Source organism: Lacrimispora sp. (assembly GCF_031982545.1).
Lineage (GTDB): Bacteria > Bacillota > Clostridia > Lachnospirales > Lachnospiraceae > Lacrimispora.
This window is the reverse complement of sequence record NZ_DALYXB010000014.1, coordinates 1-14,606: the sequence shown is the minus strand read 5'-3', so window position 1 is coordinate 14,606 and position 14,606 is coordinate 1. Positions and strand designations below refer to the sequence as shown.

18 protein-coding genes are annotated in these 14,606 nt (G+C 37.1%); 10 read left to right on the top strand and 8 right to left on the bottom strand.

Annotated elements, in window-relative coordinates; all coding sequences use genetic code 11:
* From ABS301_RS20680 to ABS301_RS20660, 5 genes are all read right to left on the bottom strand, one after another.
* Complete coding sequence (locus ABS301_RS20680; RefSeq protein ID WP_349674005.1) at window positions 1-990, bottom strand: ABC transporter ATP-binding protein; 990 nt, start codon at window positions 988-990, stop codon at window positions 1-3.
* A gap of 11 nt (window positions 991-1,001) precedes the next feature.
* Window positions 1,002-1,907, bottom strand: coding sequence for an ABC transporter permease (locus ABS301_RS20675; RefSeq protein WP_104437921.1), 906 nt, complete (start codon window positions 1,905-1,907; stop codon window positions 1,002-1,004).
* A gap of 2 nt (window positions 1,908-1,909) precedes the next feature.
* Window positions 1,910-2,848: an ABC transporter permease gene (locus ABS301_RS20670; protein ID WP_349674004.1), complete on the bottom strand. Its 939-nt coding sequence runs from the start codon at window positions 2,846-2,848 to the stop codon at window positions 1,910-1,912.
* 135 nt (window positions 2,849-2,983) lie between these two features.
* Window positions 2,984-4,660: a peptide ABC transporter substrate-binding protein gene (locus tag ABS301_RS20665; protein WP_349674003.1), complete on the bottom strand. Its 1,677-nt coding sequence runs from the start codon at window positions 4,658-4,660 to the stop codon at window positions 2,984-2,986.
* A gap of 276 nt (window positions 4,661-4,936) precedes the next feature.
* Window positions 4,937-5,125 (bottom strand): hypothetical protein, encoded by a 189-nt coding sequence (locus ABS301_RS20660; protein WP_349674002.1) that lies wholly within the window; start codon window positions 5,123-5,125, stop codon window positions 4,937-4,939.
* Window positions 5,126-5,394: 269 nt separating this feature from the next.
* Here ABS301_RS20660 and ABS301_RS20655 point away from each other — a divergent pair, with 269 nt between their 5' ends.
* From ABS301_RS20655 to ABS301_RS20645, 3 genes are all read left to right on the top strand, one after another.
* Window positions 5,395-5,913 carry a YcxB family protein gene (locus ABS301_RS20655; protein WP_349674001.1) on the top strand — a complete coding sequence of 173 codons (519 nt, stop codon included), beginning with the start codon at window positions 5,395-5,397 and terminating at the stop codon, window positions 5,911-5,913.
* 11 nt (window positions 5,914-5,924) lie between these two features.
* A complete protein-coding gene (locus ABS301_RS20650) occupies window positions 5,925-6,107 on the top strand; it encodes a hypothetical protein (protein WP_349674000.1) in 183 nt (60 codons plus the stop codon).
* A gap of 83 nt (window positions 6,108-6,190) precedes the next feature.
* Window positions 6,191-6,475, top strand: coding sequence for a YcxB family protein (locus tag ABS301_RS20645; RefSeq protein ID WP_349673999.1), 285 nt, complete (start codon window positions 6,191-6,193; stop codon window positions 6,473-6,475).
* Between the two features lie 87 nt (window positions 6,476-6,562).
* Here ABS301_RS20645 and ABS301_RS20640 read toward each other — a convergent pair whose 3' ends face one another.
* Both ABS301_RS20640 and ABS301_RS20635 read right to left on the bottom strand, forming a co-directional pair.
* Window positions 6,563-7,672 carry a methyltransferase domain-containing protein gene (locus tag ABS301_RS20640; RefSeq protein WP_349673998.1) on the bottom strand — a complete coding sequence of 370 codons (1,110 nt, stop codon included), beginning with the start codon at window positions 7,670-7,672 and terminating at the stop codon, window positions 6,563-6,565.
* Window positions 7,673-8,058: 386 nt separating this feature from the next.
* Window positions 8,059-8,760 carry a hypothetical protein gene (locus ABS301_RS20635; protein ID WP_349673997.1) on the bottom strand — a complete coding sequence of 234 codons (702 nt, stop codon included), beginning with the start codon at window positions 8,758-8,760 and terminating at the stop codon, window positions 8,059-8,061.
* Window positions 8,761-8,951: 191 nt separating this feature from the next.
* Here ABS301_RS20635 and ABS301_RS20630 point away from each other — a divergent pair, with 191 nt between their 5' ends.
* From ABS301_RS20630 to ABS301_RS25820, 5 genes are all read left to right on the top strand, one after another.
* Window positions 8,952-9,359 (top strand): Rrf2 family transcriptional regulator, encoded by a 408-nt coding sequence (locus tag ABS301_RS20630; protein WP_349673996.1) that lies wholly within the window; start codon window positions 8,952-8,954, stop codon window positions 9,357-9,359.
* A 63-nt stretch (window positions 9,360-9,422) separates the two neighbouring features.
* Window positions 9,423-10,064 (top strand): NAD(P)-dependent oxidoreductase, encoded by a 642-nt coding sequence (locus ABS301_RS20625; RefSeq protein ID WP_349673995.1) that lies wholly within the window; start codon window positions 9,423-9,425, stop codon window positions 10,062-10,064.
* Window positions 10,065-10,097: 33 nt separating this feature from the next.
* Window positions 10,098-10,646 (top strand): NADPH-dependent FMN reductase, encoded by a 549-nt coding sequence (locus ABS301_RS20620; RefSeq protein ID WP_349673994.1) that lies wholly within the window; start codon window positions 10,098-10,100, stop codon window positions 10,644-10,646.
* Between the two features lie 468 nt (window positions 10,647-11,114).
* Entirely contained in the window at window positions 11,115-11,624 is a 510-nt protein-coding gene (locus tag ABS301_RS20615) for a YcxB family protein (RefSeq protein ID WP_349673993.1), read from the top strand.
* Window positions 11,625-11,637: 13 nt separating this feature from the next.
* Entirely contained in the window at window positions 11,638-12,165 is a 528-nt protein-coding gene (locus ABS301_RS25820) for a YcxB family protein (protein ID WP_502877989.1), read from the top strand.
* A gap of 68 nt (window positions 12,166-12,233) precedes the next feature.
* On the opposite strand, the gene ABS301_RS20610 is transcribed toward ABS301_RS25820, so the two are convergent.
* Entirely contained in the window at window positions 12,234-13,292 is a 1,059-nt protein-coding gene (locus ABS301_RS20610; RefSeq protein WP_349673992.1) for a CHAP domain-containing protein, read from the bottom strand.
* A 90-nt stretch (window positions 13,293-13,382) separates the two neighbouring features.
* On the opposite strand from ABS301_RS20610, the gene ABS301_RS20605 reads away from it, so the two are divergent.
* Together ABS301_RS20605 and ABS301_RS20600 are read left to right on the top strand one after the other, a co-directional pair.
* Window positions 13,383-13,637: a hypothetical protein gene (locus ABS301_RS20605; RefSeq protein WP_349673991.1), complete on the top strand. Its 255-nt coding sequence runs from the start codon at window positions 13,383-13,385 to the stop codon at window positions 13,635-13,637.
* 413 nt (window positions 13,638-14,050) lie between these two features.
* Entirely contained in the window at window positions 14,051-14,563 is a 513-nt protein-coding gene (locus tag ABS301_RS20600) for a tyrosine-type recombinase/integrase (protein ID WP_349674121.1), read from the top strand.
* The last annotated feature ends 43 nt before the right edge of the window (window positions 14,564-14,606 follow it).

The following is a 14,606-nucleotide window of genomic DNA, read 5'->3' as shown; positions in this document are numbered from 1 at the left end:
CTATTCCCTGAGAGCCTTGGCCCGCTCATCAAGCAGCCAGCAGCTCACATGATGGTTTTCGCCACAACGCATATCCTCAGGAGGATACTGCCTGCAGACCTCCATGGTCTTGGTACATCTGGCCGCAAATGGACAGCCTTTTGGCGGTTCCATCAAATCCGGAGGTGTTCCCGGAATTGCCGTCAGCTCACTGCCCTTTTCTGAAGCCTTTGGTATAGAGGCCAGAAGCCCTTTCGTGTACGGGTGAGCGGTTTTATAAAATAAATCTCTCACATCACCAGTTTCCACCAGCTGTCCTCCATACATAACAGCCACACGGTCTGCAATATTAGCCACAACACCTAAATTGTGAGTAATAATAATAATGGAAGTCTTAATTTTCTTCTGCAAATCCCTCATCAGGTCCAGAATCTGAGCCTGAATCGTCACATCCAGGGCTGTAGTAGGTTCATCGGCAATCAAAATCCTGGGATCACAAGCCAAAGCCACTGCAATCACAACCCTTTGTCTCATTCCTCCGGAAAGCTGATGAGGATACTGATCAAACCTGGCTTCCGGATTCGAAATACCAACCAGAGAGATGAGTTCAAGAGCACGGTCTTTCATCTGTGCCTTTGACATATCCTTCCTGTGTTCTTTTAAAACCTCCACGATCTGCTTACCAATGGTCATAGTCGGATTTAAAGAGGTCATAGGATCCTGAAATATCATGGAAATATCCGATCCTCTAACTGACTGCATCTGCCGTTCACTGTATTTTGCAAGATCCTTTCCTTCCAGGAGAATACTTCCTTCAACGATTTTTCCATTTTTAGGAAGCAGTCCCATAATACTTTTTACAGAAATAGATTTACCAGAACCAGATTCCCCTACGATGGCAAGAGTCTCCTGTTCATCCAGATGAAAGCTGACTCCCCGGACTGCTAAAACCGTACCGTGCTGTGTCTCTATCTGTACCCGTAACTGATTCACTTCTAATAATCTGCTCACTGACGATTCACCTACTTTCTCATTCTGGGGTCCAGTGCATCACGCAGACCATCACCAAGAATACTGAAACATACCATAATAAGCACAATCACGATGGCAGGGAAAATCAGTACATGGGGAAAATTACGAAGCACCTGGTATCCGTTATTGATCAAAACTCCCAGAGAAGCCTTTGGCTCCTGCATACCAATACCAATAAAGCTTAAAAACGCCTCTGTAAATATGGCAGAAGGAATCGTGAACATGGCATTAATAACAATCACCCCAACCGTATTGGGTATGAGATGTTTCCATATAATCCTGGAAGTACTTGTCCCCAAAACACGGGCAGCCAGCACAAACTCCTGGTTTTTCAGCTTCAAAATCTCCGCCCGGACCAGACGTGCCATGTTCACCCATCCGGTAATAGAAAGAGCCACCACAATGGTCCAAATGCCGGCCGGCATAATCATCATCAAAAGAATCACAATAATCAGATGGGGAATTCCCACCAGTATTTCAATGAACCTCTGCATAACTGCATCCACTTTTCCACCGATAAGAGCAGAAACCGCCCCATAAACCACTCCAACCGTCAGATCCAAAAAGGCCGCCACAAATGCAATCAGCAGGGATATACGGGTTCCCATCCAGGTTCTGACCCATAAATCCCGTCCGAACTGATCTGTTCCAAACAGATGTGCAGCCGAAGGAATCTGGTAAATAATATCATAATTCGTTTCTTTATAAGAATAAGCGGAAAACACCGGCGCCAGTAATGCCAAAAGCCCTATCGCTATTAAAGTAAACAAACTGGCAACCGCCGCTTTATTTTTTTTCAAGCGAAGCCACCCTTCCTGAAATGCGGTCAGATTGGGGTGGGCGATATGTTCCTTTTCGGATTCATCCACATGAACCCTTACAAATAACTCATCCATACTCACGCCTCCTTTCCTGCTGCCAGGCGTATTCTTGGATCAATCAGAGAATACGCGATGTCAACGATCAGTACCACAAAAATGTAGAAAGCGCTGTAAAAAATAGTGATTCCCATAATGGTTGAATAATCATTGGCCTTAATGCTGTCCACAAATAAGCTGCCGATACCCGGAATGGTATAGATATTTTCCACTGCCAGAGATCCAGTCAGAAGATTAACGACAATCGGTCCAAGAATCGTTACCACAGGAATAATGGAGTTTCTCACAGCATGCCGCATCAGTACTTTCATAGGGCTCAGACCCTTAGCCTTTGCAGTAACAATATAATCCTGTTCCAATACTTCCAACATTTCAGTCCTGATAAACCGCGCGACCATAGCCGTGGCAGAAAAGGACAGGGCAACAGAAGGGAGAACGGAGCACCTCCAGTCCGTCCAGAAGCCAACCGGAAGAATCCCCCATTTTAAAGCCACATAATACTGAAGCAAAGCCGCTGCGACAAAATTGGGAACAGAAACTCCCAGCACAGCCACAATCATGGTAAAGTAGTCAATTCCGCTGTTGTGTTTCCACGCAGCAATAATTCCCAGGACAAGCCCCAGTGCCAAACCGATCAATACCGCCTGAATTCCGATCAATGCCGACGGACCAATTCTTCCTCCTATTACAGTGGATACCTTCTGTCCCGTATAGGTAAAAGAAGTTCCGAAATCTCCATGAAGAATATTTCCCATATACTTTATATACTGTTTTGGCAGAGACTCGTTTAATCCATACTGTTCTAAAATAACATGCTGCTGCTGTGCAGACATCATATTAAAACGTTCCGCATCAAAAGGAGAGCCGGGCAGTTTTTTCATCAGAAAAAATGTCGCCGTTACAATGACCCATAATGTCAGCACCAGATAAATCAGACGCTTGCAGATATATTTTATCATGCCGTATCCTCCTTTGCATTCCTATTTTCATAAGATTCCAAAAAGAGCCGTCCTCCTCCAATATTGAAAAAGAAGGGGCGGCTCTTCTCATTTCCCGCATTCTAGCTGCCAGGGCAAACCTCTGCCCGCCGCGGATTATTCAAAGTAAGCGTACTTAAATTCTACATCTGGTCCGAACGGATGGTTAACCAGTCCTTTTACATTTGATTTAGTGAGTGTAGCAGATCCTCTGTGATACAAAGGAGCAACAATCACATCTTCATCAACCAGAAGTTTCTCCGCCTGCAGCAACATGTTCAGACGCTTCGCATCATCAGTCTCAACTCTTGCATCGTTGATCAGCTTATTGTAATTCTCATTCTGATAGGAACCGCGGTAAGGTGTACCATTGGTCCATAAATCAAGATAAGTCATGGCATCATCATAATCAGCGCCCCATGCAGTGGAAGCAAACATATAATTATCGTTATCCATTAATTCATTTCTGGCCTGAACCGTCTTCGTATCGATTGTAATATCAATACCTAAATTCTTATTTAACTCACTCTGTATGTAAGTAGCAACAGCTTTTGTCACAGAATCATCACGTACCAGAAGTGTGAGCTTGGGAGTCTCACCTAACTCCTTACATCCCTCTTCCCAATACTTTTTCGCTTCTTCTGCATTAAACGGGCATAAATTTCCGTTAAGCTCACGGAAGGTCTTACTTCCGTCACCATACATACCTTCTGCTACAAGACCGTTGCTGGAGGAAGAACCATCTGCCAGGATCACCTTAGCCAGAGTATCACGGTCAATCGCTGCGGAAACAGCCTTACGAATGTTTTTGTTTTTCATAACCGGATTGCTTAAAGAAAACTGAAGATATTCCGTTCTGAATTCGCTTTCCGACTTGAATTCCGGGTTATTCTGGTAAGCCGCCACATTGGAAGAATCCAGTGCAACCTGGCTCAGCTCATTTGCCAGATAAGCATTTAAAGCTGCCGAAGCATCTTTCATAACTCTTACCTGTGCATTTTCAATCTTAACGTTTGCAGCATCCCAGTACTTGTCATTCTTTTTAAGGGTAGCACCAACTGCCGGATCGTAACTGGTAATTGTATAAGGTCCGCAGTAAATCATGTTATCCGCACTTAAACCATACTGATCACCCTTTGAGGTAACATATGCCTCATTTAAAGGAAAGAACTGGCAGAGAACGGTTAAACGCGCAAAATAAGGAGTGGGCGCTTTAATGGTCACCTGGAATGTCTTATCGTCAACAGCTTTTACACCGACTTCCTCCGCACTAACTTTCCCCTCATTGTATTCAGTACCATTTACAATGTAATCTGTCATAATAAAGCTGTAGCCGTTAGTCGCATCTGCGCTCATCTGCTTTAACCAGGAGAACACGAAATCACTGGCTGTTAAAGGAGTTCCGTCGCTCCACTGCAAACCATCTCTTAAATGAAACGTGTATGTAAGTTTATCATCTGAAACATCATAACTTTTTGCAAGTGCAGGCTGGGCCTCATTTTTCTCATCAAGGCGAAGCAGACCCTCAAATGCGTTGTTATTTACCATGGAGGACTGGCTGTCAGAAGCTGCCCACTGAACCAGCGTCTTGATTTCTGCATTTGCATAAACGCTAAGTACCTGATTACCTGCTGCCGGAGCCGTGGTTTTGTCAGAAACAGATTCACTTGCACCTGCACTCTGGGAAGACTCACCAGCAGTTGTTCCACCGGTGCTTCCGGTAAATGCACAACCAGAAAGAGCTCCAATTACCAGACACGCAGCAGTACCCAATGCTAATACTCTTTTTTTCATATTTCCTCTCCTTTTGTATTGCTTTTATTGTTTCGTCTTAATTTATAGCAATTTGCCTATAAAATTATTTAAATTATACAGATCCTTAGTGGTTGTGTCAATACATTTTTTATTATTTTATCTTGTTTTAAATTGTTTCAATTCTTAACTAAAATACTTGTTTTTCAAAGTCTGAGCAATAAAAAAAGAGTTTCTGCTTTGCTTTCGCGGTGGAGAAACCCTTATATGAATTTAAGTTTAATCAAGCTATCATCCCACATGCTCTTTTTACATAGACTAACTATTTTTTGATATCGCATCCGTAATCAATTCTTTTGAAATATACATTGCCTTCAAACGATTTCTAAGAAGTGTGTGATGAGAGTTTCCTTCCGGGAATTTCTCCTGTGCCTTTTCGCATTTGCTTATTATGGAATTTATAGCACGAAGAGCTTCTGTCAGTTCTTCATTTGAGTATTTATTCATTATTTTTACTCCATTCTATTTTTATTTTATACAGTCCCATGTACAGTATTCCATTTTAACCAGACATCTACGCATATCATTATTTTATATTATAGCCAATCTTACGTCAGTTTACCAAACAGCTGGTTTCCCCCCATTTTATGTAAGAAATAATTGCTAACTTAATAAACCAATGCTATGATTACTACACCGGAACACAGAAAATATTATTAAGCAATAACTTGCAGAGTAATTTTAGTTTTTATAATTGCATAATTAAAGGAGAACATATGGGTTCAGATTTTGTTTTAAGCGGATCTATCAGCAAAGAAATCCTTAAGAGTATGAAAAAGTACTTATATCCACCTTCATTTATACGCTTTATTAATATTACAATAATTATATCTGGATTATTGTCTTTCCTCTTTCTTCTACTTAGGATTCAGCCTTTAACAATTCTATTTTTGATAGGGGCATTATTTATATATATCGAAAAGATACTCTGTAGAAAAGTATTTATTAAGAAATTTCTCAGAAGTATTAGCCCTGAACAAACCAGTTTTAATTATAAATTGCATTTTCGTAATGATTGTTTGACTATATCGCAAGAAAACGAAGAAAATGGCTTTGATATTAATTATTCAAATATCAGTCGGATAGCCGAGACGAAAAAATATATTGCATTATTTACTCATGAAAGTATGTGTCTTCCTATATATAAAACTTCATTTAATAGTGAAGAAAAATACGAGTGGTTGGTCTATATCATGGCAAAAAGCAATAAAATTCGATTGTATAATATACAATGAGGAGATCTTAAATGAATGATACGATTGAAGCAGTAGGTGTCTTTAATAAAGATGCTCTAAAAGAAGCAAGCAAGTATCTTATCCCACCTCTTGTTCGCCCTTTCATTACAATCGCAATTATTGTTTTTTATGCCAGTCGATCTATGAAACTATTCACAATTCTCCAATCATGTCATTCTTTTTTCTTTTTTTAGTTATTATTTTATATATGATATATCTCCATAGCCTTTCTACTATTGTTAATCAATATATGGGAATGATGAAACAATATATGCATATGGAAAATATAAATTATAAGATAAAATTTTTGGAAGATCACTTTTATTTAACCTTTACTCATGCAGAAAAGTGTATTACCATTCCTTATTCCGATATTGTTGAGGTTATTGAAACTAAAAATATATATCTTGTGAAGATAAAAACATATATCCCTGTTATTGTTACAAAAGACTCACTAAAATATCTTCCAGATAATGATTGGAAGAATTTTATAATAAATAAATGTATAACTGCCAGGAAAATAAAATTCAAAAAACAAGGAAAGAAAGGCTGCCTCAGATAAGGTAATACCTTTCTTTCTTCATTTTAGCAAGAGCGACAAATTATGAAAGCCAGCATAATCACACGCATATTGGGAGCCAGAATAAAATTATTTTTTTCCATAGGAGATATGCAACCCATAAAACTGAGTAAAAGTCAGCGATTCTCGATTTTGACATATAAACTCTGTAATATTATTTTGCTTTCTACAATAGTACTCTGCATCCTTTCTATCCATCCCATGATTCATAAACCGTTCAACCACAAGAGCTTGCTGTTCACTTGTCTTATACTCACAGAACTCATGGGCTTCAATAAATGCTGCTACCTCTTCAGCATAATCAGCATGTTCCGGTGAAATGAAGTTAACCTTATCACTCATTCTAATATCTATATCCCTTAGTCCAAGATCCCTCATCATCTTAGGAATTTTCAGAGCAACAGAATAATCTCTCCCCTGGCGTTTTAACTCTGTACTCCACATTTCTCTAAACCCCGGGTATTGGCACAAAAAATCATAATCCATGCCATGAATATCGAGACCCACATTTTCCAATTCTCTGTTAACCTCTGCACATACGACGAGACCTCCATCTTTTGTGAATGAAATCATCTTACTAAGAAATAAATGTGAATTATCAATGTGTCTTAATACTGCCTGTGAAATGACAAAATCATATTTTATTCCAGATTCATAGGTTAACACATTATCACATACAAACTGAACCTCAAACCCGTTAGTATGAAAGATGCCTCTCCCTTCATTAATAAGGTTCTCACTGTAATCAATACCTGTGTAAGTACTTCCTTTCGGCATAAGCGGCAGAAGCATAGTGCCTAAAAAACCATAACCACACCCACAATCCAAAATATGAATCGGGTCATTAATTTTCCATACCTTTTCGATTAAAAATTGCAAATAGTCTTTATTCCACAGAAATTTCCGTGTGCACCTCAAATATTTCAGACGCTTACTCCAGTAATCCTTAGTCCCAGCTTCACAAGGAATATAAGTCCGTGACGGTAACGGTTTTAATCCCAACAATTCATCAACTGAAACATCAAAGTATTGAGATAGTTGTGGTAAAAGCGTAATATCAGGGAAAGTGACGTTGGTTTCCCATTTGCTCACAGTCTGGTGTGCCACCCCCATAACAGTTGCCAATTCTTGTTGACTTATTCCTTTATTCTTTCTAAGTTCTGCAATCATAAGCTTCATACCTTACCCCCTGGACTTATTATCTTCATATTAACACGGAAATCTAATATTTAGAATAACGCATTATAAGAGTCTATTCACTTATGGAGTGAGAAAAATGTTTTAATCTCTTTGCATGAAATTACCATATCCGAAAATGAGGTGGGATTCTAAAATTATATCATTCTTACACCTCGTCCCAACCATTGACAAATTGCAGAAATAGCATAAAGTTTTCTACTTTGCTACCGCGGAGTAAAAAACCTTATGCTATTATATTACCGCTCAACTACAGAAGCTTTTTTAAGTGCTCATCCAGTTTAAAATTGCTTAATAATCATTTTTACCGCATTTTTTCTTCAAAGTACTCCTATAAAAAATCCGATTCAAATAATACAGAAATATCACTAATTAGCTCTATTAAGCTCTTCCTGAGATTTATGCATAATAACCGCCACATGTTCACTGACATAACATAAAAGTTCTTTACCATCTATCTGAACCGGGAATACGATATTGCTACTTTCATCCGTATAAAACTCAGAAAAATCACGACTGATAAAACTCATATTAATCGTCTCATTCGGATTAATGGTCCTCTCAACATAAAAGCTATACGTATCCGAATTATAGAGAGATAACGTAGTGGTTTTCTCATTGGTTTTTATATTGCAATTATTTTTAACTGTAACCGGTTTATTACTTATATTCTTTATACCTACAGAGACAACTTTACTATTTCCAACCTTCATTTCAGGAAGCCACGCTGCCAGAAACGTCACTCCGTCGTTGACATCATTGATGATTTCTCCGTTACGATCTGCCATACGTCCATCTGGTATTAATCCATTTACCAAAAGTACTCCTGAATCATTAAAATAGCGATCCTTTCCTTCTACGTTAACAATCCCAGTCTGCATATACCCATTTGAATCAAAGTGATAATTTTCGCCCGTCTCAGGGTCAGTAAACCAGTTATCTCTTAATACCGTACCATCATTGTACACATATTGCCATCCGGTGGAATCCTGCTTCCATTCATCAGCATAGCTCACAATGGAACCCAATACTGAAAATACCAAAGACACCATAACTATAAACTTTTTCATACATTTTCCTCCATTTATATTAATTAGATTTATTATATAATATAAATTAATAAGTTACAATTATTACCAAGTAAAAAACCTCTATATCCAGTAAGTAATAACCTTCGGAATAAACATAGTAGAAAAAAAGGTAAATAAGTACTTGACAAAACGCTTATTTGTAACTAAAATAGTTACAGAAGGAGGTGCTTATGTATTCAACTAAATTATCAGTAAGCATTCATATAATGAGTGTGATTGTACTGATGGAGGGACAGCCTGTCACATCTGAGTACATCGCTTCCAGCATTAACACCAACCCCGCCCTTGTCAGACGTTTAATGAGTCGTTTAAAGAAGGCAAAGCTAATTAAAACGAGCACGAAACTTGGTGTAACAGGTCTTGCCAGAGAGGCAAAAGATATTTCACTTCTGGATATCTTTTTTGCAACAGAAGACCATCAGGATTTGTTTAGCATTCATAGCAACACCAATCCAGACTGTCCTGTGGGGGCAAAGATAGAAGTCACATTGAAACATTTATACGACAACATACAAACAGCAACAGAAGAAAAATTGTCTGACTTCAGCCTGGCTGACATTATAAAAGAATTTATATAAATCAACTATGACTCATTTCATTAAAATCTGAGCCTGTAAGAAAAAGAAAGGATGTGTGTAACGATGAAAATTGCAATAATTGGTGCAACCGGTATGGCCGGCACTGCACTCTACAAAGAAAGTGTTTTACGCGGACACGAAGTAACTGCAATTGTCCGGCATAAGGATAAGGCAGTATCTTCGTTCGGGAACGGAGTAAACGTAATTGATAAAGATGTATTTGATTTAACAAAATCAGATCTGGAGGGCTTCGATGTCATTATAAATGCCTTTGCAACAGCTCCCGCTAAAGCTTATTTACATCTGGATCTGGCTGCAAAGCTTATTAACTTTTTCCGTGAAACCGAAAAGCCCAGACTGTTTTTTATTCTCGGTGCAGCCAGCCTGTTGGATGAAAACGACAACCTGTTTCTAGACACTTTGAAGACCTTACCTGACGTTGCCTCTTGGATTTCCATTCCAGTAGAGGCATATAAAACCCTTAATTTTTTAAGAAGCATTGAAAATGTGAACTGGGTAGGTGTATCCCCATCGGCTGAATTTATTGCAGGAGAAGCCACGGTACCCGTTTTAGGAAAGGATCATTTGCTAACCTCCTCCAAAGGCGAGTCAGTCGTAACAAGCGGAACCATGGCTGTTGCCATTCTGAATGAAGTAGAAGATCCACATTTTATTCGTACCAGATTTACTGTATGTAATCAATAAATAGAAATCAAATTTGAAATGGAGGTATATTTTATGAGTAAGACAATTGGAATTATTAATGGTAGTTTAAGAAAGAATTCATTTTCCGGAAGCATTGCAGACTATGTGAAAGATCACGGACCGGAAGGTTATGTGTTCAAAATTATCGATATCGGAAAACTTCCGCTTTATAATCAGGATTATGATAGTGATGATCTGAATGAATACACTGTATTTCGAAATGAAGTAAAGAATTTAGACGCCGTACTGTTCATTACACCAGAGCATAACCGCTCTATTCCCGCAGCTCTGAAAAACGCACTTGACATCGGTTCCAGACCTTATGGCGAAAATGTCTGGAGCGGCAAGCCAGGTGCTGTAATCAGCCAGTCACCAGGTGGCATAGGCGGTTTTGGTGCAAATCATCATTTACGACAGGTACTGGCTTTTCTAAATGTTTTAACCCTTGCTCAACCTGAAGCGTATATTGGCTCTTTCCATACACTGATTGATGAAAATGGGGAGATAAATAACGAAGGTACCAAAGAGTTTTTGAACGGTTTTTTAGCTGCTTTCGCTGCTTGGATTGAAAAACTAGCTTAAATTATACAGGAGGGAAACAGCTATGGCTGTTTCCCTCTGTTGCTGTTTAATTGTAGGCGTGCTTACGATATTTTTGTACAAAAAGTAGGTAGTCTCATTATACAATCCAACAAAAAGCATTGATTTTTAAATTGCCGCAATAGGCGTGTACTGCAACATATACTGCCTACTGCATCAGTCCGATCACATAGCTTATTAACCATAACAATATTAGTATGGATAGGCTAAGTTACATTGCAGCTGATATAAATTTAATCATAAATAGCCGATTGCTTATTTTTTAATTCAATGCTATGATAATTAAACCAGAACACATGATCACTGTAAATATTTGCGCAAAAACTAATAATCATGACTTTCTTTTATAAAGCACAATCTTGTCTAATATATGCTCAAAATAAAAATCCGATACTATAACAGTTGCTTTTAATATTATCAATTTCATATAATTAATAGGAAAGGAGATAAATGGAACCTGCTTTTGTTGTAAGAGTATCAATAAATAAAAAAATACTAAAAAGTTTTGAGAAATATCTATTGAGACCATCATTTAATCTATTTATCAATATTGTCGTATTAATATGTGTATCACTGGCAATTTGCCTTTTTTTGCTTAGGTTCAATTCTCTTGCTAATATTTTATTGATAGGCGCTTTGTTCATATATATTGAAAAGATACTTGGAAGAAAAATAATTATAAAAAAACTGGTTATTGCAATAAACTTTGAACAAAAATACATATTAAAATTTTATGATGATTATATGACTATTTCCAAAGAATTAGAAGAATCCGGTTTTAACATAGATTACTCAAATATAAGTCGTATTACTGAGACAAAGAAATATGTAGTGCTATTCACTGGTGAAAACATGTGTTTTCCCGTTCATAAAACGTTTTATAATGATAATGAAAAATATGAATGGTTGGATTATATAGTAGATAAAAACAAGAAAATCAAGTTATACAATATACAGTGAGGAGTATTCTCATATGGAGTATTCGTTTGAAGCGATAGGCGTATCAAATAAGGAAACGATAATGGAAATTAAAAAATATTTGCTTCCAGGATTTATTCACTCCATGACGATAATGATAATTAGTATTTTTTTATTTATATCTGTATATGAGATGCTTCATACGTCAACATTTATGTCGATCTTTTTTATTCTCTTAGCTTTATTGTTGTATTCATTATATCGCTACTTCCTAATTTCGCTTGTTAATCACTATATGCAAAGTATGAAAGGGTATATGCATACAGACAACTTAGTTTATCATCTTAGTTTTGATGACGAGTACCTTAGTGTATCAATTTATGAAGCAGACATCTATACTCGAATTCCATATTCTAATTTTATCAAAATAATTGAAACAAAAAATCTTTACCTTATGAAAACTAATGCTGGAAATACTATAATAATAACAAAACAATCATTATCTAATGTATCAAAAGAAGACTGGAAAATTTTTTTAAGAAAGAAATGCACTAATGTCAAAAAAATTAAGCTAATGCGCTAAAAGTAAAGAAAGGCCGTTTTCACTGAAGTGTGAAAACAACCTTACTTTTTTATCTATTTAAAAGTAACTTAAGCTAGTTTACTTAATACTTTTTCAATAAAAATACCAATTTCTACGGCTCCTGTAGCGCCTGCAGCGGCTGCACCTAGCTCCCACGCAATAACAGCAGCAATAACTACCAATAATGCGACTTCAACTATTTCTATTTCTGCCCTGTGTTCTTCAACAAATGCAAAGACAGGTTCAAATATAGTAGGATCTCCTCCATTGAAAATCTTCACACAATATGTAAATTTGAAAACAAATTCCACTGGTGGAAAACCATCTTTTACCCTAACTTCTTTTTTAATTGAATATGTTACATATACCCAGTTTCCCGTCTCGTCACTTCTTAATGCCGATTCAAGTACAGAAGAACCTATTTCTACAGATGAATTTATATCAAATACGATATCAAGAATGCTTTGAGCCTCTTCAAAACCCTCTAAGGTAACTGAAATCATATCACCAATATCTATTTGACCTGATAATGCCCGCCCGTTGGTAATATCACACATTACAGAACCTGGATTATTAGCACTATTATCAAAAATTGTTGTCTCTGAGCTTGCTTCAACAATAATCTTACCATCCGGCAAAACAGGAATTTCAACAGCTTGATTCAATTTGATTTTATCAGACGGAAGTACAACATAACACACATCTAAAAACTCCCTATAATAATCCAAAAGTACGTTTTCTATTTCCTTAGCTGTGGGTGGTGTAAGGACCTCTATTGGCTCTCCGCCTTTACTGCCATATCCATCTATAGTTGAATGATTACGGCTATACGTACATTGCTGCACACGGTCTAAGCTAGTATTACCTTTGATTGTTGTAATATACTTTTCGTCACCGTCAATTACAATGCCTGTATGGGCCACCCTTCCAAGTTCATTATTATAGAAGAAAATAATATCTCCACGTTTTGGAATATATCCACTATTACGCTTATAATATTTGTTTCTTTCTTTATACCATGTCATTCCTGATGGACACCATGCATACTGCGGAACCAACTCATCTATGACACCAGCCTGAAAGGCGCAATAGGAAACGAACATTGCACACCAAGAACTGCCATTCATACCATACCACTGGCCATAAAATCTATCATGAAAATTAGAACAAATCCAATATAGAATTAGAGCCCTTACACCACCTAATAGGTGGCGTAAATGAAAAGTAAATCTAAAAACGAGTTGATTTATCCCCCTGCCCATGACACATTATCGCTAGATGGAATTGCAGAATTATATAAATCAATGCAAAAAGAAATAGAATTAAAAGAGGTCTGTAACTTAGAATTAATTAAAATACGTCCTAATTATGGCAGAAATTATATTTACATCAACAGGAAACAATTTATTGGAAGTGACCGGACAGACCTGATAAACAAACTATATGATTACTTTTCTACGGAACATCTCTAGAGGGGCTATACCCGAACTGGCTTAGATGGAGGAGGGATTGTACTCACGTAAGTAATAAGACCATTAAAGAAAATATTTTTTTATGGAATGCTTATTTTAAAGACAAGTCCATTGTTAAAATACCTATTAAGGATCTGAACGCTACGGAGTTTATAAAATTCTTTCGTGCTATGTTGAAAGCAGAGTCTATGACCAGAAAGCGTTTTAACGACGCAAAAAGTGTTATAAATGGATTATTTTACTACGCTATTGAAATCGGAAGAGTGAATCATAACCCCATCAAAGAAATAAACTTTCGTCAATTCCAATTTAAACATGTTAATGGAAAAAAAAAGATTTTTACCTTAGCTGAAAGACAACTGCTATTGGATTATCTGGAACCTATAAACGATATATTTAGTCTTGCTGTTTAACTGTATTTTTACCTTATATGCCGTAGTGCTGAACTTCGTGCTTTACGTTGGACAGATATAGAGGACAATATCATTAAAATCCAAACGCAACTTTTAGATGACCAAACCATGAATGATGATCTTTCCTTTAACCCCCGTACATACGAAAATGTCACTCATATAAAAGGAAATACTGACTATGGTTATCGTTATATGCCATTGACAGATGGGGCAAAACAAGTGCTGAAACGTATTAAGGATGTCAACCCAAACGGTGAATTTATCTTAATGAGAGATAGTGAACAGCTAACCACTATTACATTTAACAGGCATTTAAAGGCTTATTGTGAAGCAGTTGGTATTGAACCTAGAACCAGTCATAAAATTCGCTTTACGGTAGCTTCATTACTTTATAAGAATGGAGTTCCAACAACTACCCTACAACGCTTGTTAGGACATTCCACCTTGGCTATGACACTTCACTATCTTAGAGATATCACACCAGAAGAAGAAGATACTTTCGTAAGCGCTTAATAAAACAGTGCCTTATATAATGATTAAGATCCATGTCATAATT